The 18,902-nt window shown below is 50.5% G+C and carries 20 protein-coding genes; 6 read left to right on the top strand and 14 right to left on the bottom strand.

Features of this window, described 5'->3' with window-relative positions:
- Nucleotides 1-759 precede the first annotated feature (759 nt).
- The 14 genes from wecB to prfA form a co-directional block, all read right to left on the bottom strand.
- Nucleotides 760-1,893, bottom strand: a complete 1,134-nt coding sequence (wecB, locus tag B2751_RS03580; protein WP_290772857.1) for a non-hydrolyzing UDP-N-acetylglucosamine 2-epimerase — start codon at nt 1,891-1,893, stop codon at nt 760-762.
- Between the two features lie 125 nt (nt 1,894-2,018).
- Nucleotides 2,019-2,648 carry a uracil phosphoribosyltransferase gene (gene upp / locus B2751_RS03575; RefSeq protein WP_023469504.1) on the bottom strand — a complete coding sequence of 210 codons (630 nt, stop codon included), beginning with the start codon at nt 2,646-2,648 and terminating at the stop codon, nt 2,019-2,021.
- A gap of 72 nt (nt 2,649-2,720) precedes the next feature.
- Nucleotides 2,721-3,677: a hypothetical protein gene (locus tag B2751_RS03570; protein WP_290772854.1), complete on the bottom strand. Its 957-nt coding sequence runs from the start codon at nt 3,675-3,677 to the stop codon at nt 2,721-2,723.
- A gap of 154 nt (nt 3,678-3,831) precedes the next feature.
- Nucleotides 3,832-4,500 carry an ABC transporter ATP-binding protein gene (locus B2751_RS03565; RefSeq protein ID WP_035410636.1) on the bottom strand — a complete coding sequence of 223 codons (669 nt, stop codon included), beginning with the start codon at nt 4,498-4,500 and terminating at the stop codon, nt 3,832-3,834.
- A complete protein-coding gene (locus B2751_RS03560) occupies nt 4,497-5,525 on the bottom strand; it encodes an ABC transporter permease (protein ID WP_290772851.1) in 1,029 nt (342 codons plus the stop codon). The genes B2751_RS03565 and B2751_RS03560 overlap by 4 nt, the downstream gene beginning before the upstream one ends.
- 75 nt (nt 5,526-5,600) lie before the next feature.
- A complete protein-coding gene (locus B2751_RS03555) occupies nt 5,601-6,956 on the bottom strand; it encodes a sensor histidine kinase (RefSeq protein ID WP_290772848.1) in 1,356 nt (451 codons plus the stop codon).
- A complete protein-coding gene (locus tag B2751_RS03550; RefSeq protein ID WP_290772845.1) occupies nt 6,953-7,621 on the bottom strand; it encodes a response regulator transcription factor in 669 nt (222 codons plus the stop codon). Before B2751_RS03550 ends, B2751_RS03555 begins: the two co-directional genes overlap by 4 nt.
- Before the next feature lie 76 nt (nt 7,622-7,697).
- The gene (gene glyA, locus B2751_RS03545) at nt 7,698-8,957 is read right to left on the bottom strand and encodes a serine hydroxymethyltransferase (protein ID WP_035410645.1); all 1,260 of its coding nucleotides are present in this window, start codon (nt 8,955-8,957) and stop codon (nt 7,698-7,700) included.
- A gap of 111 nt (nt 8,958-9,068) precedes the next feature.
- Nucleotides 9,069-9,608: a TIGR01440 family protein gene (locus B2751_RS03540; RefSeq protein WP_035410650.1), complete on the bottom strand. Its 540-nt coding sequence runs from the start codon at nt 9,606-9,608 to the stop codon at nt 9,069-9,071.
- Nucleotides 9,608-10,048, bottom strand: coding sequence for a ribose 5-phosphate isomerase B (rpiB, locus tag B2751_RS03535; RefSeq protein ID WP_035410653.1), 441 nt, complete (start codon nt 10,046-10,048; stop codon nt 9,608-9,610). Before rpiB ends, B2751_RS03540 begins: the two co-directional genes overlap by 1 nt.
- A gap of 5 nt (nt 10,049-10,053) precedes the next feature.
- The gene (locus B2751_RS03530) at nt 10,054-10,569 is read right to left on the bottom strand and encodes a low molecular weight protein arginine phosphatase (protein ID WP_035410655.1); all 516 of its coding nucleotides are present in this window, start codon (nt 10,567-10,569) and stop codon (nt 10,054-10,056) included.
- 17 nt (nt 10,570-10,586) lie between these two features.
- Nucleotides 10,587-11,585, bottom strand: a complete 999-nt coding sequence (locus tag B2751_RS03525; protein WP_290772842.1) for an L-threonylcarbamoyladenylate synthase — start codon at nt 11,583-11,585, stop codon at nt 10,587-10,589.
- Complete coding sequence (gene prmC, locus B2751_RS03520) at nt 11,582-12,430, bottom strand: peptide chain release factor N(5)-glutamine methyltransferase (protein WP_290772839.1); 849 nt, start codon at nt 12,428-12,430, stop codon at nt 11,582-11,584. Before prmC ends, B2751_RS03525 begins: the two co-directional genes overlap by 4 nt.
- A complete protein-coding gene (prfA, locus tag B2751_RS03515; protein ID WP_290772837.1) occupies nt 12,430-13,488 on the bottom strand; it encodes a peptide chain release factor 1 in 1,059 nt (352 codons plus the stop codon). The genes prmC and prfA overlap by 1 nt, the downstream gene beginning before the upstream one ends.
- 156 nt (nt 13,489-13,644) lie before the next feature.
- Here prfA and B2751_RS03510 point away from each other — a divergent pair, with 156 nt between their 5' ends.
- The 6 genes from B2751_RS03510 (at nt 13,645) to treR (ending at nt 18,870) form a co-directional block, all read left to right on the top strand.
- The gene (locus tag B2751_RS03510; RefSeq protein ID WP_035410669.1) at nt 13,645-14,013 is read left to right on the top strand and encodes a GntR family transcriptional regulator; all 369 of its coding nucleotides are present in this window, start codon (nt 13,645-13,647) and stop codon (nt 14,011-14,013) included.
- Nucleotides 14,007-14,873 (top strand): ATP-binding cassette domain-containing protein, encoded by an 867-nt coding sequence (locus tag B2751_RS03505; RefSeq protein ID WP_290772834.1) that lies wholly within the window; start codon nt 14,007-14,009, stop codon nt 14,871-14,873. Before B2751_RS03510 ends, B2751_RS03505 begins: the two co-directional genes overlap by 7 nt.
- Complete coding sequence (locus tag B2751_RS03500; RefSeq protein ID WP_035410676.1) at nt 14,866-15,843, top strand: hypothetical protein; 978 nt, start codon at nt 14,866-14,868, stop codon at nt 15,841-15,843. Before B2751_RS03505 ends, B2751_RS03500 begins: the two co-directional genes overlap by 8 nt.
- Before the next feature lie 169 nt (nt 15,844-16,012).
- Nucleotides 16,013-17,371 carry an alkaline phosphatase gene (locus B2751_RS03495; protein WP_056064171.1) on the top strand — a complete coding sequence of 453 codons (1,359 nt, stop codon included), beginning with the start codon at nt 16,013-16,015 and terminating at the stop codon, nt 17,369-17,371.
- 11 nt (nt 17,372-17,382) lie between these two features.
- On the top strand, nt 17,383-18,030 hold the full coding sequence (locus tag B2751_RS03490) for a DUF4352 domain-containing protein (RefSeq protein WP_290753006.1): 648 nt from the start codon (nt 17,383-17,385) through the stop codon (nt 18,028-18,030).
- 132 nt (nt 18,031-18,162) lie between these two features.
- Nucleotides 18,163-18,870 (top strand): trehalose operon repressor, encoded by a 708-nt coding sequence (gene treR, locus B2751_RS03485; protein WP_290753009.1) that lies wholly within the window; start codon nt 18,163-18,165, stop codon nt 18,868-18,870.
- Nucleotides 18,871-18,902: the final 32 nt, after the last annotated feature.

The following is an 18,902-nucleotide window of genomic DNA, read 5'->3' as shown; positions in this document are numbered from 1 at the left end:
TTTTTTCCCAATTGTGAGTTCTTTTTCTTTCCCACAATTTGCGGATTTTCATACTAGTCAAGAATACAATGAAGCAGCTTTCATAGTCAAATGAATTCACAATAAAAACAGAGCCGAAAAACCTATACATATCAACGATTGATAAGGTTTTCACAGATGTCTTACATGCAAGTCATTTCACGAAGATGTGAAGAAAATATGTAGTGCTATCAACGGTTAAAGAGATTGTTCATATGGTGAACAAAACCGTTGAACAGTAACGTTATATCGTGCCCGTTAAACCGAAACAAGACCTCTAAAATTGATTTGTGTCGATTTTGTGAAAAAACATTTTTCGTTCACAATTGAAAACGCTTCCGAATCAGGACATAAAAACAGCTCTGACATCTGTTTGTAACAATACATTTCAGCGATTTCCATTTTTTTAATCGTGCGCTACGTCACAGCTTGAATCGTCATCGCTTCCCTTCCAGTTTCAAGGTCATCTGGTTTTACATTTTCTAAACAAATGGGCTGATTTTAGTGGAAATGGTAAGATTTAAAGATATTACCCTCCTAAATCAACTATTGCGATTACACGAAATTCAAGACATAACAAAGAATCGCTCACATCACGCGACTCCTACAGGGAAAAGCACGAGTTTTCGTGCTGTCAGAGACAAGTGAGATCCGACTCCTCGTCTAAAGACGAAGGAGGCGCGGCTCACGTCTCGCCTGAGGAAAGCAAGTGAATGCAAGCGATTCGAGGATGATCGTTTTTTATTGCGTGAGTAACGGTGCCGGTGCTTCTCCTTGACCGAAGTGATGCAGAATCGCTTGGACGATGCGTTCGGACGCGTGACCGTCTCCATACGGGTTTGAAGCATGCGCCATCTCCTGATAAAGTGTTTTGTTCGTCAAGAGTTCTGTTGCCATCTGATAGATCGTCTCTTCTTCCGTTCCAGCAAGCTTCAACGTTCCGGCAGTAATCCCTTCCGGACGTTCCGTCGTATCGCGTAAGACAAGAACAGGAACACCGAGTGATGGTGCTTCTTCTTGTACGCCACCCGAGTCAGTTAAGATCAAATGGGCACGGCTCGCGAAGTTATGGAAATCGAAGACGTCGAGTGGGGCGATCAACGAAATCCGATCATGCCCTTCAAAAACCCTCTTCGCCGCTTCTTGAACGACTGGATTAAGGTGGACCGGATAGACGACGTGCGTCTCCGGGAACGCATCGACGAGGCGACGAATCGCCCGGAACATTTGGTGCATTTTCTCGCCTTGGTTCTCACGACGGTGCGCTGTCATCAAGATCAACTTCCGGTCCCCGACCGTCTCAAGCATCGGATGGACGTAATCCGATTGGACGGTCGTTTGCAGGGCATCGATTGCCGTGTTTCCTGTAATGTAAACACCGGCGTGACGATTTTCGGATGCGAGATTCGCTGCCGCTTGCGCTGTCGGAGCGAAATGTAAGTCCGCGAGCGTCGACGTCAACTGACGATTGACCTCTTCCGGGAACGGAGAGTACTTATTATAGGTCCGCAGTCCCGCCTCGACGTGACCGACCGCGATCTGATTGTAATAAGCAGCAAGGCTTCCAACGAACGTCGTCGTCGTGTCCCCATGGACGAGGACGAGATCCGGTTTGATGTCCTTCATGATGGCATCAAGTCCTTCAAGACCACGCGTCGTAATGTCGACGAGTGTTTGACGTTGCTTCATGATATTCAAATCATGATCCGGTTCGATCTCAAACAGATCGAGCACTTGATCGAGCATCTCGCGGTGTTGGGCAGTGATCGTAACATGAACATCAAAAGCAGGGTGTTGCTTTAGGGCGTTGACGAGCGGTGCCATCTTGATGGCTTCCGGTCGTGTCCCGAAAATCGGCATGACTGTAATCGGCATGGTGACTTCCTCCTTTTTTCCTTTTTTCATTAAAGCATATTTCAGCAATCTTGCGCAGTTTACGAAATAGCAACGAAAAGACCGCAGATCATCGTCTGCGGTCTTTTCGTATATCTTGCTGTTTTTTACTTCGTTCCGAAGAGACGGTCTCCTGCATCACCGAGTCCAGGGACGATGTATCCGTGGTCGTTCAACTTCTCGTCGAGTGCCGCGAGATAGATGTCGACGTCTGGGTGTTCTTCTTGAACGCGTTTAACGCCTTCAGGTGCTGCACAGAGACATGCGAGCTTGATGCTCTTCGCCCCTTGTTTCTTTAAGGAGGAGATGGCGTCTGCCGCCGAACCACCTGTCGCAAGCATCGGGTCAACGACGACGAAATCACGTTCTGCGACGTCTGTTGGGAGCTTGAGGTAGTATTCCGTTGGCTCGAGTGTCTCCGGATCACGGTACAAACCGATGTGACCGACTTTGACGTTCGGCATCATGCGGAGCATGCCGTCGACCATACCGAGACCGGCGCGGAGAATCGGGACGATCCCGAGTTTCTTGCCTTCGATCATCTTCTGCGTCGTCTTCGTGACCGGTGTCTCGATCGCGACATCTGTGAGTGGAAGGTCACGTGTGATTTCATATGCCATCAATGAAGCCACCTCGTCGACAAGTTCCCGGAATTGTTTCGTTCCTGTTTCGACTTTACGCATGATCGTCATCTTGTGCTGAATCAATGGGTGATCAAATACATGTACTTTACTCATTGTTTGCATCTCCTCTCCATTCTCTTTTCGCATTGTACTCTATAAGCGTACTGCTTGGAAACTGTTTTTTCGTCAGTTCCCGAGCGTACTCTTACCCGACAGAATCGCTTTTGCCGCATAAGACCATTCATTTTCCGGTTGTTTCGCGAGTTCTTGTAAGGTCGCTCGATAGTCGCCTTTTTTATATTTTTGTTCATAAACGGCTTGCATCCAGAGGACATCACTTATGTAACCGGACTTCGGAAAATCTTCCCGATAGGCGATGTAATCTGCTTGTGTCGTGTTCTTCAACTTTCCAGCCACAATCAACTTATAAAAGCGGGCCATGCCTGCCGTCTCTTTGTTCGTCAAGACGGATCCGGTCAAGGCACTATCTGCTCGCTTGTAGTCCTTCGCCTGAACGGCAGCGACCCCTTGCTCGAGCGCTTCTTTCGCAGACACTTTCGGCTCCTGTGTTTCCGTTTTCGTTTTCTTCTTCTCTGGCTTGATCGCTTTCGCCCTCTCTTGCTCCCTTGCCAATTGTTCGTTTTTTTCTTTTAACTGTTCGACTTCTGTTTGTAGCGCTGCGAGTTGTTGCTCGACCTCTGTCTGTTTCGTCGCGACCGGTGTTGCCGGTTCATCGTCCAACTGTGTCCAGATTAGACCGAGACAAACGACAGCTACAGCTCCACCGAGCCACCACGGGTTTAGTTTTCCGATTCGCTTCCAATTTTTCAGCTGTGGATGATTCTGAACGGTCATAGGAAACGAGGCTAGCCGTTTCTGAACAAGACGTTTCCCGCCTGCTTTTCCTGCGATCGCTAGGCGGTAACGATAAACCTCTGCCGGCATCGGTAACGTCTTCCACTGTTCAAAACGAGCATCCGCTTGTTCATAAAATCCGGCCTGTTGCATGATGACGATTGCTTTGAAATCTTCGAGCATCCGTTGATATTCCCGGCGCTCGTGGCTTTTATGTGTAAACCATTCCGTTAGTCGCTCAGTCTGAATGGCTTGTAATTCGCTTTGAATCAAGGTTGTTAAATTCACATTTATTTCCACCCTTATCTTTTTTTACTACGGTTAAGTATATCAAAGATAACGCTTCCGCAAATGGTCCGTTTCCCCTATCTTCGTGACGAATCAGCAAAAAACCCTTTTGTTTTCACATGCACTGAGGCACGAAAACAAAAGGGAAACTCGTTCAACTATGAGAATAGGACCGGGATGCTGTCGCTTCCGTAATCCGTCCGTCTTCAATTCGCCAAATCCGGTCACAGACATCTAGCATCCGTTCGTCATGGGTGATGACAATGACGGTCTTGTTCGCATCATGCGCTTGCTGTTGCAATAACTCCATCACCCGGCGTCCATTTGGGTAATCGAGACTCGCCGTCGGTTCATCCGCGAGTACAAGTCGTGGGTCATTGACGAAAGCCCGGGCAATTGCGACACGTTGACGTTCCCCACCCGATAAGGCGTGCGGCAAATGGTCTTTCCGGTGCTCGAGTCCGAACACAGCGAGTGCCGCCGTCGCGTCAACCGATCGACCAGCTTCCTTCGCGACTAGCTCCAGTTGCTCACCTGCCGTCAAAAACGGCACGAGATGCGATTCTTGAAAGATGAATCCGACTTCTTCGAGACGTAAGCGACGGCGTTCTTCGTCCACTGCTTCACTAACACACGTATGATCAAAGTAGACGGCACCATTCGTTGGTGTCTGTAACAATCCAAGCAACTGGAGCAGTGTACTTTTCCCACTACCGCTCGGTCCGACGAGAGCAATCAACTCACCCGCTTCTGCTTGTAAGTTAATGTCATGCAGCACCGTCATCTCACCATAACTTTGCTCAATCTGTTCTAATCGAATCATCCGTTCATTCCTCCCATCGCATCTGCCGCCTCGAGTTTCTTGACCATCCGTAACGGAACGAGCGCACCGAGGATCGCCGTTACGAGTAGAATGCCGCCGTACATCAGACTCGTCGACCATTCAAATCGGAAGGGAAGATCCGGCGGCAGGAAACGACTCGTCAGATAGGTGATGGCGACGCTGACACCAAAGGCAAGACTCGTCAGTATGACGACTTGAACGAGCAGACTCGCACCCATCGTTCGTGTCCGGATACCGATGGCCTTTAAGACACCAAGCTGTTTCATCTTCTGCATCGTTAAAATATAGAAGAAGGCTGTCAGGATCAATGCTCCGATGACGACGAGCGCGACCCGCATCATCTGAAAGGAGTTTTGTTCTGCCGCATAACCCGGAACGTTCTCGACCACCGCTTGTTTCGAAAAGAGCGCTTGATCCGTTTGCAACGACTGACCGATGTACGCCGATACGTATGACGTGCCCATTTTCGATTGCCACGCTTGCCACGATTCATCCGTCATCCAGAGAACGGGTGCATGACTATAACGACCGTCCGTCACTGTACCGGCAATCTGGAACGTCTCCTTCGTTCGAAAATCCGTGATCGTATCGCCGACGCGCGTTCCGCGTTGCTCCGCATACGCAGCATCAACAAGTACCTCCCCTTTTTGCAACGATTGCAGCTGTTTGGGACCATATTTCGTAGTCTGTGGTAACGCAAAGACCGTTACGTCGTCCTTCGTTTTATTCTTCTTCTCAAGCACCATGTTCTGGACACCAAGTGCTTCCGCGCCCTTTGGTGTCTCATCCGCCTGTAAGAATGAACGGGTCAGCTGCCCTTCTGCATCTTTACTTAGCGCAAACTGTTCGACCGGCAGATTACGGACGGCTGCCCCATTGTCATAAGCTAGTCCATCTGCAAGACCGGTGATCATCAAGATCAATAAGACGATCAACATCGTCACAATCGTCATCCAACTGAATCGCCCTTTCATCCGGACGAGTTCTTTCCATCCTAGTTTCATTATGTGATCCCTCCTGTATGTTCGCTACAGGATTGATGATACAGCCGCAATATGAACGGAACATGAACGCAGGTGTCACGCGCGTAAAAAAGTTAACGTTACGGTTAGACCCGATGAAGCGGACGACAAGCTCGCATCCCCGCCGAGTTGACGCATCGTCTCTTTGACAATCGCTAAACCAAGACCCGTTCCGCGCGTCGTCCGGGATGCATCGCCTTGATAAAAGCGTTCGAAGGCATGTTTCATCTGTTCATCAGTCATGCCTGGTCCTTCATCCTTGATTCGGATGATGATCTGATCCGCTTGTTCCTCTGCTTGAATCTGGATCGTCGCTCCGTCTTTCGAGACCGAGACAGCGTTTCGGATGACATTTTGGAAGACATGTTCCAACGCACTGACATCCGCTTGTATTTGTATCACCGTCGGAACATCGAGTGCGACAGCGATTCCTTGCTCATCCAGCTGGAAGGCAGGTGTCGTGAGTGTCGCCTCAAGATTCGTCCGCAGATTAAGTGCTTGTCGTTTGAAGCGTCGTCCTTCATCGAGCTTCGCTAAGATCAACAGTTGACGCGTCAGCTCCGACATTCGCTCCGCCTCTTGACGGATGACCGTCCGTTTCCTGACGTCTTCTCCCGTCACATCGAGTTGTCCCGCGTAACCAGCAATCGTCGTCAGCGGCGACTGGAATTCATGCGAGACGTTCGCAACGAATCGGCGCCGTTCCGTATCAGACGCTTCGACTGCCGTTGCCATTTCGTCAAACCGCCGGGACAGCTCACCAATTTCATCGCGTGCCTTCGTTCCGACGCGGATTCCGTAGTCACCGTCTGCCATCTGTTCCGTCGCTTTTGTCAGGCGCCGGATCGGACGAACGAGATAGCGGATTGAAAAGACAAGCAAAAGGAAACTGATCACGACAAGCAGTCCAAGGAACAGACCGACGAACAGATGCAACTCACGGATCTGACGACTCAAGTCCGGTCGGACGAAGATCGCGTCCGTGCCTTGCACCGTCTTGACCGACGTGCCGTACGTATTGATGACTTCGTTATCGAACAGACCGAGCAAGAAGAGATGGAACGGATATTCACGCATTCCGTAATACGGTTGACCACTCTTCACTTGCTCGACGACCCGATTCGAGAGCGCTTCATCACGAAACGGGTTTCCGTAACGCTCGATTGCGTCGTCCGTGCGCACATAAAGTTGAAAGCCGGTCGCTTGTAACATCCGGTAAAACGACTCCGTCTTTCCGTCCCCGTGCGTTTCATAATAATCGATCGCCGTCTCGACCGCTTCCTCGACTTTTTGGCTGTAGCTGTCCTGCCAAAAGGAATAATAGGCAATATTACTAATCAGGAGCGCCAGTAGTGCCGACACGAGTAAGACAACGCAGACGAGTCCGACGATTTTCGTATAGAGGGATCTCATGCGTTGACCTCCAACCGGTATCCGAGTCCGCGGACCGTCTCAATCTTCACCTGATTCGTCTCCTTTAAGCGTCCACGGAGGCGTTTGATGTGAACATCAATCGTCCGGTCATCCCCCATGAAATCGAGTCCCCAGACGTGTTCGATCAACTCCTCGCGGCTGAAGACCCGTCCCGGGAAACTCGCCAACTGATGCAACAATTCGAATTCACGTCGCGGGAGTGTCCACTCGGCCGACTGAATCGTCACGAGCTGACTACGTTTATCGATCGTGACATCTCCAAGATGCAAAACAGGTTGCGCTGCTTTTTGATAGCGCCGAGCCACGGCGTGGAGGCGAAATACTAATTCTTCCGGATCAAACGGTTTTGTGATGTAATCATCGGCACCTGCTGCGAAACCGTCCCGTTTATCTGTCAGCTCCCCGAGTGCCGTCAGCATCAAGATCGGGATGTCCCCGTGTTGCCGTAATCGCTCGCATAAGACGAGACCGGTCTGTCCGGGGAGCAGGACATCAAGTACGGCTGCTTCGAACGTCATCTTCTCGATCCAAGCAAGCGCTTCGTTTCCGTCTGCTGTCGCTCGGATGGAATGCCCGTCGGCTTGTAACGTTGACACGACAAGGGCTTGGATATGGGGATCATCTTCTGCGACTAGAATATACATCGTACTCCTCCTTTTTAGACAAACAAAAAAATCCCCTTCCCCCTTCTCAAAATGAAAAGGATGAAGGGGATGACGATCATCCGCGCTCTGGGTAGAGTGGGAAACGACCTGTCAAAGCAACGACACGCTCACGTGCTTGTGCGAGAACGTCTGCTTCTTCTGGGTGGTTCAAGACGAGTTCGATCAACTCTGCGATTTCTTTCATCTCAGCTTCCTTGAATCCGCGAGATGTCATCGCTGCCGTTCCGATCCGGATACCGCTCGTGACGAACGGGCTCGCTGGGTCGAACGGAATCGTGTTCTTGTTGACCGTAATGCCAGCTTCGTCAAGCGCATGCTCGGCGAGTTTACCTGTGATACCGAGTGGTTGTAAGTCAACGAGGAGCAAGTGATTGTCTGTTCCGCCTGAAACGATCCGGAGTCCACGATTCGTCAATTCCTCACCGAGTACTTTGGCGTTCGTGACGACTTGACCGATGTAGTCCTTGAACTCTGGTGCAAGGGCTTCACCAAATGCAACAGCTTTCGCGGCGATGACATGCATGAGTGGACCACCTTGGATCCCTGGGAAGATTGCTTTATCAATCGCTTTCGCATGCTCTTCTTTACAGAGAATCATCCCACCACGTGGACCACGCAACGTCTTATGCGTCGTCGTCGTGACGAAGTGTGCATGCTCGACTGGGTTCGGATGTTGACCTGCTGCGACGAGTCCAGCGATGTGTGCCATGTCGACCATCAAGTAAGCACCGACGCTGTCTGCGATTTCACGGAACCGCTTGAAGTCGATGACGCGCGGATACGCCGATGCGCCCGCTACGATTAATTTTGGTTTGTGCTCTTCTGCTAATTTCGCGACGACGTCGTAGTCAATCATCTCTGTCTCTTGATCGACACCGTATTCCACGAAGTTGTACTGGACACCGGAGAAATTGACGGGACTACCGTGCGTCAGATGGCCACCGTGCGATAGGTTCATCCCGAGGACCGTATCGCCCTGTTCGAGAATCGTGAAGTAGACCGCCATGTTCGCTTGTGCACCGGAGTGCGGCTGCACGTTCGCGTGCTCTGCCCCGAAGATTTCCTTCGCGCGGTCGCGTGCGAGATTCTCAGCGAGATCGACATACTCACAGCCACCATAATAACGACGACCTGGGTAACCTTCTGCGTACTTGTTCGTTAAGACGCTGCCTTGTGCTTCCATGACAGCTTGCGAGACGAAGTTCTCGGATGCGATCAATTCGATGTTATCCCGTTGACGACCTAGTTCCTGGCGCATTGCCGAAAAGAGTGCTTCATCTTGTTGTTTCAGATACGTAAGCGGTGTTTGTTCCATCTGAATTCCCCCATTTCATTTCGATAAACCTATCTTAACACGAATGTTTCCTTCCCGGCATCCCCCAAAACAACATCAAAAAAGCAAGGGGTGCGCAACCCCTTGCATGAATTATTCGTATTTAGCACGTGCCCCACCGATTAATTTTGGTCGTGTCACGGCTGCCGTCACGTGTGCCTCACCGATTTCCTTATGCGGCAAGCGCACTGGAATCGCAACAGCTTTCAAGTGCATCCCGATGAATGTATCACCGATATCGATTCCGGCATCAGCCTGAATCGCTTCGACGACGACAGGTGCTGAGAAGCGCTGGTACGCAGCACTCGCCATCGATCCACCCGCTTCTGGAACGGGAACGACCGTCACCGGATCAAGCCCGAGACGTTCGGCCGTTTGCCGCTCAAGTGTCAGCGCTCGGTTGATATGCTCACAGCCTTGGAAGGCGAGATCGACTTGATGCGATCGACGAAAGGCATCGAAGACATCGAACAAGGCGTCCGCCACTTCTGGTGAACCTGCCTTGCCAATTTGTTTGCCAATCACTTCACTCGTCGAACAGCCGATCACGAGCAATTTTCCTTTTAAGGAAAATCGTTCATCCAGAGCATTCAGTGTTTCTTCTAAATCGTGCTGGATGCGTGTCACGTCCATTACTTCACCTCATAATCCGAGATTTTGCAAACGCGGTTCTCATGACGCCCACCTTCGAATTCCGTCTCAAGCCAAAGCTGCGCGATCTCACGAGCCAGTCCTGGACCGATAACGCGTTCGCCCATCGTCAAGATGTTCGAGTTGTTGTGCTGCCGCGTCGCTTTCGCGCTGAACGTATCATGGACGAGCGCTGCTCGGATGCCCTTGACCTTGTTCGCTGCGATACCGATCCCAATGCCTGTGCCACAAATCAAGATGCCACGGTCAAACTCTCCGTTCGCGACTGCCTCCGCGACTGGAATCGCGACATCCGGATAATCGATCGAGTCGGACGAATGCGTACCGAAGTCCGTATAGTCGATGCCGAGCTCTTGTAGGAGATCGTTGATTTCTGCCTTTAACTTAAAACCGCCATGATCCGCGCCGATTGCTACTTTCATCTTTACTATTCCCCCGTTTGTTTAGGTTGTTTTTTCGGAAGCTTCCGTGTGTCCGGAGTTTTTCTTCCGTTTCCGTTCTGCGTTAATTTTAACACAAGACGATTGACGAGGGGTTCGAGTTCATTACGTACTTGGCGATAGACGTTCATCGATCCGCCGTACGGATCGTTGATATCCCGTTCAAGCCCAGTCACATATTCGTACAAGGTGAACGTCCGTTCCTTCAGTTCCGGATAGCGTTCACCGACTTCCTGCTTGTGCTGACGCGTCATCGTCAAGATGATGTCAGACCAGCGTCCGAGTACATCATCAAAGACTTGCGTATAGTGCTCGAGTTCGATGCCGCGTTCGCGTAACACTTGTAGTGCGTTCTCGGACGCATCGAATCCTTGCATCGAACGTAGTCCTGCTGAACGGACATCGAATTCCTGATCAGCGACTTTCGAGCGTAGTAACGCCATCGCCATCGGGCTACGGCATGTATTTCCTGTACAGATGAATAAAACGCGACGTGTGCTCATCTCCGTATCCTCCTTCTTCAAGGGCGAATGACCCGACCACCTGCTGCTTTATGGAGGCGGTTGCGGACCGCAAGCCCCACCCCTTCTTCTGATAGGTCTCGTACAAAAATCTGATCCACCGTCGTCTGATCAAATCGCCGTAAACAATCGTAAAGACGTTGTGCCGCCGTCTCCATCGAATTACCAAGGGAGCAGCGAACATCTGCGTCGACATCCTCCCCGTCGAACAGGAGAACGCCCGTCTTGTGTCCGGTTTGTCGTGCATCATCGATGAGTTGCTGTAAGAATGAAAGATCCCCTTCGACGACGGACAGTGTCGCTTCCGGCGCATAATGGGTATATTTCATCCCGGGTGCCTTCGGTGTAACATCTTTCATCGATAAAGCAGGATCGAGTGTGACAGGACCGATGATTGCCTCGACTTGTTCGCGTGTCACGCCACCCGGTCGTAAAATCGCCGGTGGCGTCATCGTACAATCGATGACAGTCGATTCGACCCCGATGCCCGTCTCCCCTCCATCGACGATCGCAGCGATGCGTCCCGAGAGGTCATGTGCGACATGCGCAGATGACGTCGGTGAAGGTTTTCCGGAACGGTTGGCACTCGGTGCTGCGAGACCCAGCCCTGTCGCTTCGATTAACTGAAGCGCGAGCGGATGGTCTGGCATCCGTAATCCGATCGTATCTAGTCCTGCTGTGACGAGTGTGGATGCGGTGCCGTTCGATTCGAGGATGATCGTCAAGGCTCCTGGCCAAAACGCCTCCATCAAACGTGTTGCAACATCTGGAATGTGCGTGACGAACTGATGTGCCTGTTCTACGGATGCGACATGGACAATCAGCGGATTGTCAGAAGGTCGACCCTTCGCGGCGAAGATTCGCCGAACAGCCGTTTCGTTCGTTGCGTCCCCTGCGAGACCATAGACGGTCTCGGTCGGCATCGCCACGACCTCTCCTTCCTGCAATAACCGAACTGCTTCATCCATTGTCTGTAAATCAATCATTTCCGTCTTCACGCTGTACAATCCTTTCGTTCCGCATACACGATACGGTCTTTACCGTTTATATCTTTTAAAATACCCGTTTCCGCACTTGGATAACGTTCTTTTAACATCATTTGCACTTCTGGTCCTTGATTGTGTCCAATTTCAAACGCAATCAGTCGGAAATCGTCGCGTAGAACCCGTCCGCTCTCCTCGACGAGACGTCGGTAAAAGACGAGACCGTCTTTTCCACCAAACAGAGCGAGATGCGGTTCATGGTCGAATACGACCTCACTGAGCAATTCTTTTTCCTCAATATAAGGAGGGTTCGAGACGAGCACCCGCACGGAATCGTCCGCAAGTGGTGCCAGTAGATCCCCTTCGAGAAACGTCACGTCCCCACCAAGCGTCGCTTGATTCTGCTTCGCGACCGCAATCGCGGCTGGTGAAATATCGACGGTCGTGACCGGTTGCTCGAGTTCGAGCGCGAGTGTGATTCCGATCGCCCCACTACCAGTTCCGATGTCGACGATCTGTCCCGCGGTGAACGACTCACGTTTGAGGCGCTCCGTCACGAAGACGATCAACTCTTCCGTTTCTGGTCGCGGAATCAAGACATCTGGTGTGACGCTGAAGTTCCGTCCATAAAACGGCTGATAGCCGATTAAATGTTGCACGGGCACACCGTGAACATGGGCGAGCAAGTATTCACTGAATCGTAAATCCTGCTCCGGCGTCAATTCATCTGACAGACGGACGAGGAGTCCCGTCCGGTCGACTTCTAAGACGTGCATGAGTAACCATTCGGCACTCGAACCCTCGCGTCCTGCTTGTTCCATCATCGTTTTTGCTTCATTTAGACGTTTTGCGATCCGCATCAGTTTGCCGCCTCCGATGCCCGTGCTTGATACTCCATGACGAGCGTATCGATGACCTCATCCATCTCTCCTTGGAGGATCCGGTCGAGCTTCTGGATCGTCAAACCGATTCGGTGGTCCGTCACTCGGTTTTGTGCGAAATTATACGTCCGGATCCGTTCTGAACGGTCACCTGTACCGACAGCCGACTTCCGTTTTTCATCATACTCCGCCTGCTGCTCGCGTTGAATCTTATCGTAGACACGTGCGCGCAAGACCTTCATCGCTTTTTCCTTGTTCTTGATCTGCGACTTCTCGTCCTGACAACTGGCGACGATTCCCGTCGGCACGTGTGTGACACGGACAGCGGACTGTGTCGTATTGACGGACTGCCCGCCCGGTCCACTCGATGTGAACGTGTCGACCCGGACATCCTTATCGTGGATTTCGACTTCAACGTCTTCTGCTTCCGGTAACACGGCGACCGTTGCTGTCGATGTATGGATCCGTCCGCCGGATTCCGTTGACGGAACACGTTGGACACGATGTGCTCCGTTCTCGTATTTTAACTTCGAGTAGGCACCCGTTCCTTTAACGATGAAGATAATTTCCTTATAACCGCCAAGCTCCGTATAGCTCGCGTCGATGATTTCGATCTTCCAGTTCTGTTTCTCAGCGAACTTCGAGTACATCTTAAAGAGATCACCCGCAAATAAGGCTGCCTCGTCTCCTCCCGCTGCGCCGCGGATTTCGACGATGACGTTCTTGTCGTCATTCGGGTCCTTCGGTAGCAGTAAGGCTTTCAGTTTCGCTTCGAGCTCTTTGATCTCCGGCTCAAGCATCGCGACTTCTTCCTTCGCAAGGTCGCGCATCTCCAGATCCGTCAACATTTGGCGTGCCTCTTGATAGGCTTCCATCTTCTCGCGGTAGATGCGATAGGTCTCGACGGTCGGTGCAAGTTGCGATTGCTCTTTTGAGACCTCGCGCAATTGATTCGTATCATTAATGATGGCTGGATCAGCCAACATATCATTCAGTTTTTCATAACGGTCCTCTAAGGCACTCAATCGATCCAACATCTCGGGTCATCCTTCCTGCGATTCTTCTGACGTCAGTATAGCAAATATTGCGATCGATGGCGTCATCGTCTTCTTGAAAAGAGGCATTGACAGACAGGTTTTGAATTCCTATAATTGGTGTATTAATTGAACTAGTACACTTAAGGAGGTGAAGAAATGTTCACCGTCGATCCCAAAAGTCCGTTACCGATCTATGAACAACTGGTCGCTCAAATCATCCGCTCGATTGCCCGTGGTCTACTCCGCTCTGGCGAACAGATGCCATCCGTCCGTGAACTTGCTGGTACACTCCTTGTCAATCCGAACACTGTCTCCCGCGCCTATCAGGAACTTGAGAGCCGCAACTTCATCGTCACGATGCGCGGCAAAGGATCCTTCATCTCAGATATTCCACTTCATGAAGTCAAGAAAGCCGCCATTCAAGATCCACTCATTCGTCTTTGTTCCGTCGCCGACGAACTCTCCATTTCAAACGAAGAACTCTATCAACTCATCTTACACATTAGGGAGGATTCCTCATGTTGACCGTTTCTCATCTAACGAAACAAATTGACCGTACCATGATTTATGAAAATGCATCCTTTACTCTACCAGCAGGAACGATTACTGCGTTGATCGGGCGTAATGGTGCCGGAAAAACGACATTACTGAAAACACTTGTCGGTGCTCTTGAGCCAACGCGCGGAAAAGTTGAATGGAATGGCGAGTCGATCCACCACGTCCCGAAGACACGCGAGCACCTTTTCCTCGTTCCGGATTCTGTTTCCGTCTATCGCCAGATGACACTCGCCGAACTGATCAACTTCTACAATGCGTTCTATCCGAACTTCGAGAAAACGTACATCGAAAACTATTGTCGTTCGTCAAACCTCGATCGCGGACGTCGCGTGACGTCATTATCCAAAGGACAAGCTCAGTTGTTCCTTCTTCAACTTGCGTTCGCGACGAATGCTCCGGTCCTCTTACTGGATGAACCAACAGACGGACTCGATCGAATCAACAAACGAGATTATCTGAAACAGCTCGTATCATTGCTTGCGGAGCGCCAAACTGCCGTCTTGATCGCCTCACACCAACTCGAAGAGCTTGATTCACTCGCTGACCGTGTCATGACGATCGAAAAGCATCTCGTCCGTGAACCCAAAGCACTCGACGACGCCAAAGCCAGCATGCAGAAATGGCAAGTCGTCTATGAGGACGTTCCGGAATTGTCACATGCTGATCTTCACGTCTTATCCCAAACAGGTCGGGTCGTGACATTGCTCGTCTTATCCGATGCAGGCGCGCAGTATCTTGAAACGACGAACCCCTTGTTAAAAGATGCTTTGCCAGTGCAGATGGAAGATTACTTCTTAGGGACATTTGGAGGGAAACGACATGGTTAAGCAATTGATCCGTTATCATATCAAACAAGGCATCTGGCCGCTCGCTTGTTTCATTCTGCTTGCGATCTTCAGCTATGGGTTCGGCAGTTATACCGTCATCAATGAGTTCGAGAATTACGAGGCGTCTCAGCAACCTGCTCTACTCAACACCGTACTCGTCAGTCCCTTTTTTGCCGGATTCGCAGCGATTCTCATTGCTGTCTTCGCGATCCTGATGCTCGGTTCCGAGCGCGGGAGTGGTCGCAGCCTGATTTTGCACGCGTTACCGTTTCCGAAGGTCTGGTTGTTCTGGATCAAATGGGCGATTGGCGTCGTAACACTAATCTTGTTTCCGATCATCGGCTTCTTCGTCAGCTGGTTGTTGCTGCAAGCGTTCGGCGGTATCAATCCGTTTGATTACGTCACGTGGTCGTCACTCTTCCAAGATTTTGGTCTTTTCCTTCTATTTGATGTGACGATTTTGACGATCTTCTTATTCGCCGGAACAATCGCTGGTGATATCATCGGACAACTGTTGCTCGGCACGTTCTTCTTGTTCTTGAACTACTTCACGTATTTCAGCATCTACGCCGTCGCCCTGCTCGGTTTCGGTGTGACCTACGAGGAGTTAGACAAGCCGACAAGTTTCCTGATGACGATCACGACACCCTTCGCACTCTTTTTCGAAAGTAATGTCGATCTGAATCTAACGTATCCCGTCTTGTTCTGTTTAGCTTTGACGATTGCCTTACTCTTCTTTGGTAGCCGCCTATATATCCGCGGAGCGAACGAACGACTCGGTCGGTTCACTATTTTCCCAAAACTACACCCAGCACTGATCATCACGTTCTCGATCTACACGACGATCCTGCTCGCAGGAATCATTGGTCTGATTTCGTCCGAGAACCAGTTCCTGTACTGGCTCGCGATCGTCATTCTCGCATGGCCGACGTTCAGTTCCTACCGTCGGATGATCGGGTGGAGTCGCTAATCTATACACAAGTAGCCCTTCTGAGATGATTTTTCAGAAGGGCTATTCGTTTGTCATCGTTTCTTCACAAACCTTTACAGACGGTCCATATGGATTTCATATTTTCTGCGTAAGGTTGTGTTTGTAGGTCGTAGCACCATAACCCATTACCTTTCGAGGAGGAATCCCTATGAAACTAAAACGTCTGATCCCGATTTTTGCCTTATCGACCCTTTCCCTGAGTACGATGATTTCGATGCCGGAAGCCGAAGCGAAAGCCAAACATACTCACTCACCCGAAATCCGGAACGTCATCTTCCTGATTGGTGACGGCATGGGTGTCTCATACACGTCTGCACACCGTTACTTAAAGAACGATCCTTCGACGACGACGGCTGAAAAAACAGCCTTTGATCCCTATCTCGTCGGTCAACAGATGACATATCCGGAAGATGCGAAGGAGAATATCACCGATTCCGCCTCTGCCGCGACAGCGATGTCCTCTGGTGTGAAGACCTACAATGCAGCGATTGCGGTCGATAATGATAAATCGGAAGTCAAGACCGTCCTAGAGGCGGCCAAAGAACGTGGCAAGTCAACGGGACTCGTCGCGACATCGGAAATCACGCATGCAACACCTGCCTCATTCGGTGCGCATGACGAAAGTCGTAAAAACATGAATGCGATTGCAGATGACTATTTCAAAGAACGTGTGAACGGCAAACATAAGATTGATGTCATGCTCGGGGGTGGGAAATCGAACTTCGTCCGTCCAGACGTCGATTTGACGAAAGCGTTCAAGAAAGATGGCTATAGCTATGTCACTGACCTCAATCAGCTGCAAGCGGATAAAAATAAACAAGTGCTCGGATTGTTCGCAGACGGTGGATTACCTAAACGAATCGATCGCGAAAACTCAGTCCCGTCACTTGCTCAAATGACGAACGCCGCAATCAAGCGACTTGATTCGAATAAAAAAGGATTCTTCCTGATGGTCGAAGGCAGTCAAATTGACTGGGCAGGACACGACAATGATATCGTCGGTGCGATGAGTGAGATGGAAGATTTCGAACGTGCTTTTAAAGCCGCGATCGCTTTCGCGAAGAAGGATAAGCATACACTCGTCGTCGCAACAGCCGACCACTCGACTGGCGGTTACTCGATTGGTGCAGATGGCATTTACAACTGGTTCGCTGAGCCAATCAAAGCAGCGAAGAAGACACCTGACTTCATGGCGCAGCAAATCGTCGAAGGCGCGGACGTACGGAAAACGTTAATGAAGTACATCGACCAAGACAAACTCGCCTTGACGGATCAAGAAATCGACAGCGTCTCTCGCGCTGCTGAATCGAAAACATTACTCGACATCGATAATGCCATCGAAGAGATCTTCAACGAACGCTCGCATACGGGCTGGACGACAGGTGGTCATACGGGTGAAGACGTACCCGTCTATGCGTTCGGTCCTGCGAAAGACCGATTCGCTGGTCAAGTCGATAACACGGATCACGCCAAAATCATCTTCGATCTGTTGAAGGCGAAGAAATAAGGAGACGTCTCATGAAACAGATCCTTGCTACTTTGATGCTTGGGACAGTGCTCGCTGGTTGTAGCACTTCCGCATCACAAGACACACCGAAAGAACCATCGTCTGCGAAACAAGAGCAGCCGGTACTGCTTGAAAAAACAAGCGCCTATGTCCCGAACCCACAACTTCCAGATGATCGTCAGCTGACGAAAATCGATCAAACCGTGACGGACGACAAAGGCGACCTGACGTTAAAACAGTTCAAACCAGTGAATGAAACGCGGAAGATTGGTCCAATCAAGATGACGATCGAAGAAATCAAAGTCTTTCACGCCCGTCCAAGCTACGGCATGATCGATTTCTTCCATGGTTATACGCACGATGAGTCCTTTGATCTGATTAAGATACGTGTCATGATCACAAACACGAGTGACGCACCCGTCACCTTTAATCCCGTTGCTCATTTCAAACTGGATGACGAAGCGGAAAAGACACTTGAAGACGATGTCTATCTCGAATCCCTGGCAAAGACATATGCTCCGTCTGAAACTCATAGTGGTAACTTTGGATTCATCTTGGAACGCCCGGTCACATCAATCGAACTCTTGACGAGTGACGTACTCGATGAAAAACAAGCGGTCCTCCAAAAGGGTACGACGTATTCGACATCCCTTCGTTAGTTAACTATCCTTCACACTTTTGCGCTCCATCTGTTTTCCGGTTGTACCCGGACCATAGGTGGAGCTATTTTGATGCCTGTATTCGTTCCATGCTACACTAAAAGCACTATTTGAGTGCAAAGGACGGATTGTATGCCGAAATACTTAACCATTTATCATCAACTCGCACAACGGATTCAAGAAGGAACGCTTCCAGCTGACATGAAATTACCTTCTGAGACAGAATTGATGCATGAATTCGAGGCGAGTCGTGGAACGGTCCGAAAAGCGATCGATGCGCTGCAAGAGAAAGGCTTCGTCCGCAAACACCAAGGAAAGGGTGTCTTCGTTCTATCGCAAGAAGCGATCGAGTTTCAGTTCAACGGAATCGTCAGCTTTTCGGAGGCGCATCGCCGGATGGGTCGACATGCTGTCGAGACGGATGTGCTATCGTGCGAAGTGCTCTCCGCCTCTCCTGAGCTCGCTTCGTTATTGCATGTGGCACAAGGAACAGACGTAACCCGTATTGAGCGGATTCGTCAGATTGATGGCGAACGCGTCATCCGTGACATTAATCATTTCGTGACCGCACTTGTGCCCGGCCTAACCGCTGACATTGCTAAAGGGTCCATCTATCATTACATCGAAGAGACACTCGGCCGGCAGATCAGCTATGCGAAACGAAAGATTGAAGCGCGCCCTGCGACACGGGAAGACCAAGAACGACTTGATCTTCACGACATGACACACGTCATCGTCGTCACGAACGATACGTACTTCTATGAAGGCCAACATTTCGAGCGAACGGAATCACGTCACCGCCTCGATAAATTTCAATTCACCGATATCGCACGGCGTTGAATAGATGGTGATCCATGAGGGAATCCGTACAT

Source organism: Exiguobacterium sp. UBA6282, from assembly GCF_002440475.1.
Classification (GTDB): domain Bacteria; phylum Bacillota; class Bacilli; order Exiguobacteriales; family Exiguobacteriaceae; genus Exiguobacterium_A.
This window is presented reverse-complemented; position numbering and strand designations above follow the sequence as displayed.

Bases quoted from the DNA above. Each gene is read 5' to 3' on its own strand.
- B2751_RS03565 (WP_035410636.1), bottom strand. From the start codon at position 4,500: ATGATTCGATTAGAACAGATTGAGCAAAGTTATGGTGAGATGACGGTG.
- rpiB (WP_035410653.1), bottom strand. From the start codon at position 10,048: ATGAAAGTAGCAATCGGCGCGGATCATGGCGGTTTTAAGTTAAAGGCA.
- prfA (WP_290772837.1), bottom strand. From the start codon at position 13,488: ATGTTGGATCGATTGAGTGCCTTAGAGGACCGTTATGAAAAACTGAAT.
- glyA (WP_035410645.1), bottom strand. From the start codon at position 8,957: ATGGAACAAACACCGCTTACGTATCTGAAACAACAAGATGAAGCACTC.
- B2751_RS03490 (WP_290753006.1), top strand. From the start codon at position 17,383: ATGAAACAGATCCTTGCTACTTTGATGCTTGGGACAGTGCTCGCTGGT.
- B2751_RS03530 (WP_035410655.1), bottom strand. From the start codon at position 10,569: ATGAGCACACGTCGCGTTTTATTCATCTGTACAGGAAATACATGCCGT.
- prmC (WP_290772839.1), bottom strand. From the start codon at position 12,430: ATGCGGATCGCAAAACGTCTAAATGAAGCAAAAACGATGATGGAACAA.
- treR (WP_290753009.1), top strand. From the start codon at position 18,163: ATGCCGAAATACTTAACCATTTATCATCAACTCGCACAACGGATTCAA.
- B2751_RS03510 (WP_035410669.1), top strand. From the start codon at position 13,645: ATGTTCACCGTCGATCCCAAAAGTCCGTTACCGATCTATGAACAACTG.
- B2751_RS03495 (WP_056064171.1), top strand. From the start codon at position 16,013: ATGAAACTAAAACGTCTGATCCCGATTTTTGCCTTATCGACCCTTTCC.
- B2751_RS03555 (WP_290772848.1), bottom strand. From the start codon at position 6,956: ATGAGATCCCTCTATACGAAAATCGTCGGACTCGTCTGCGTTGTCTTA.
- B2751_RS03505 (WP_290772834.1), top strand. From the start codon at position 14,007: ATGTTGACCGTTTCTCATCTAACGAAACAAATTGACCGTACCATGATT.
- B2751_RS03560 (WP_290772851.1), bottom strand. From the start codon at position 5,525: ATGAAACTAGGATGGAAAGAACTCGTCCGGATGAAAGGGCGATTCAGT.
- upp (WP_023469504.1), bottom strand. From the start codon at position 2,648: ATGAGTAAAGTACATGTATTTGATCACCCATTGATTCAGCACAAGATG.
- B2751_RS03550 (WP_290772845.1), bottom strand. From the start codon at position 7,621: ATGTATATTCTAGTCGCAGAAGATGATCCCCATATCCAAGCCCTTGTC.
- B2751_RS03540 (WP_035410650.1), bottom strand. From the start codon at position 9,608: ATGGACGTGACACGCATCCAGCACGATTTAGAAGAAACACTGAATGCT.
- B2751_RS03500 (WP_035410676.1), top strand. From the start codon at position 14,866: ATGGTTAAGCAATTGATCCGTTATCATATCAAACAAGGCATCTGGCCG.
- wecB (WP_290772857.1), bottom strand. From the start codon at position 1,893: ATGCCGATTACAGTCATGCCGATTTTCGGGACACGACCGGAAGCCATC.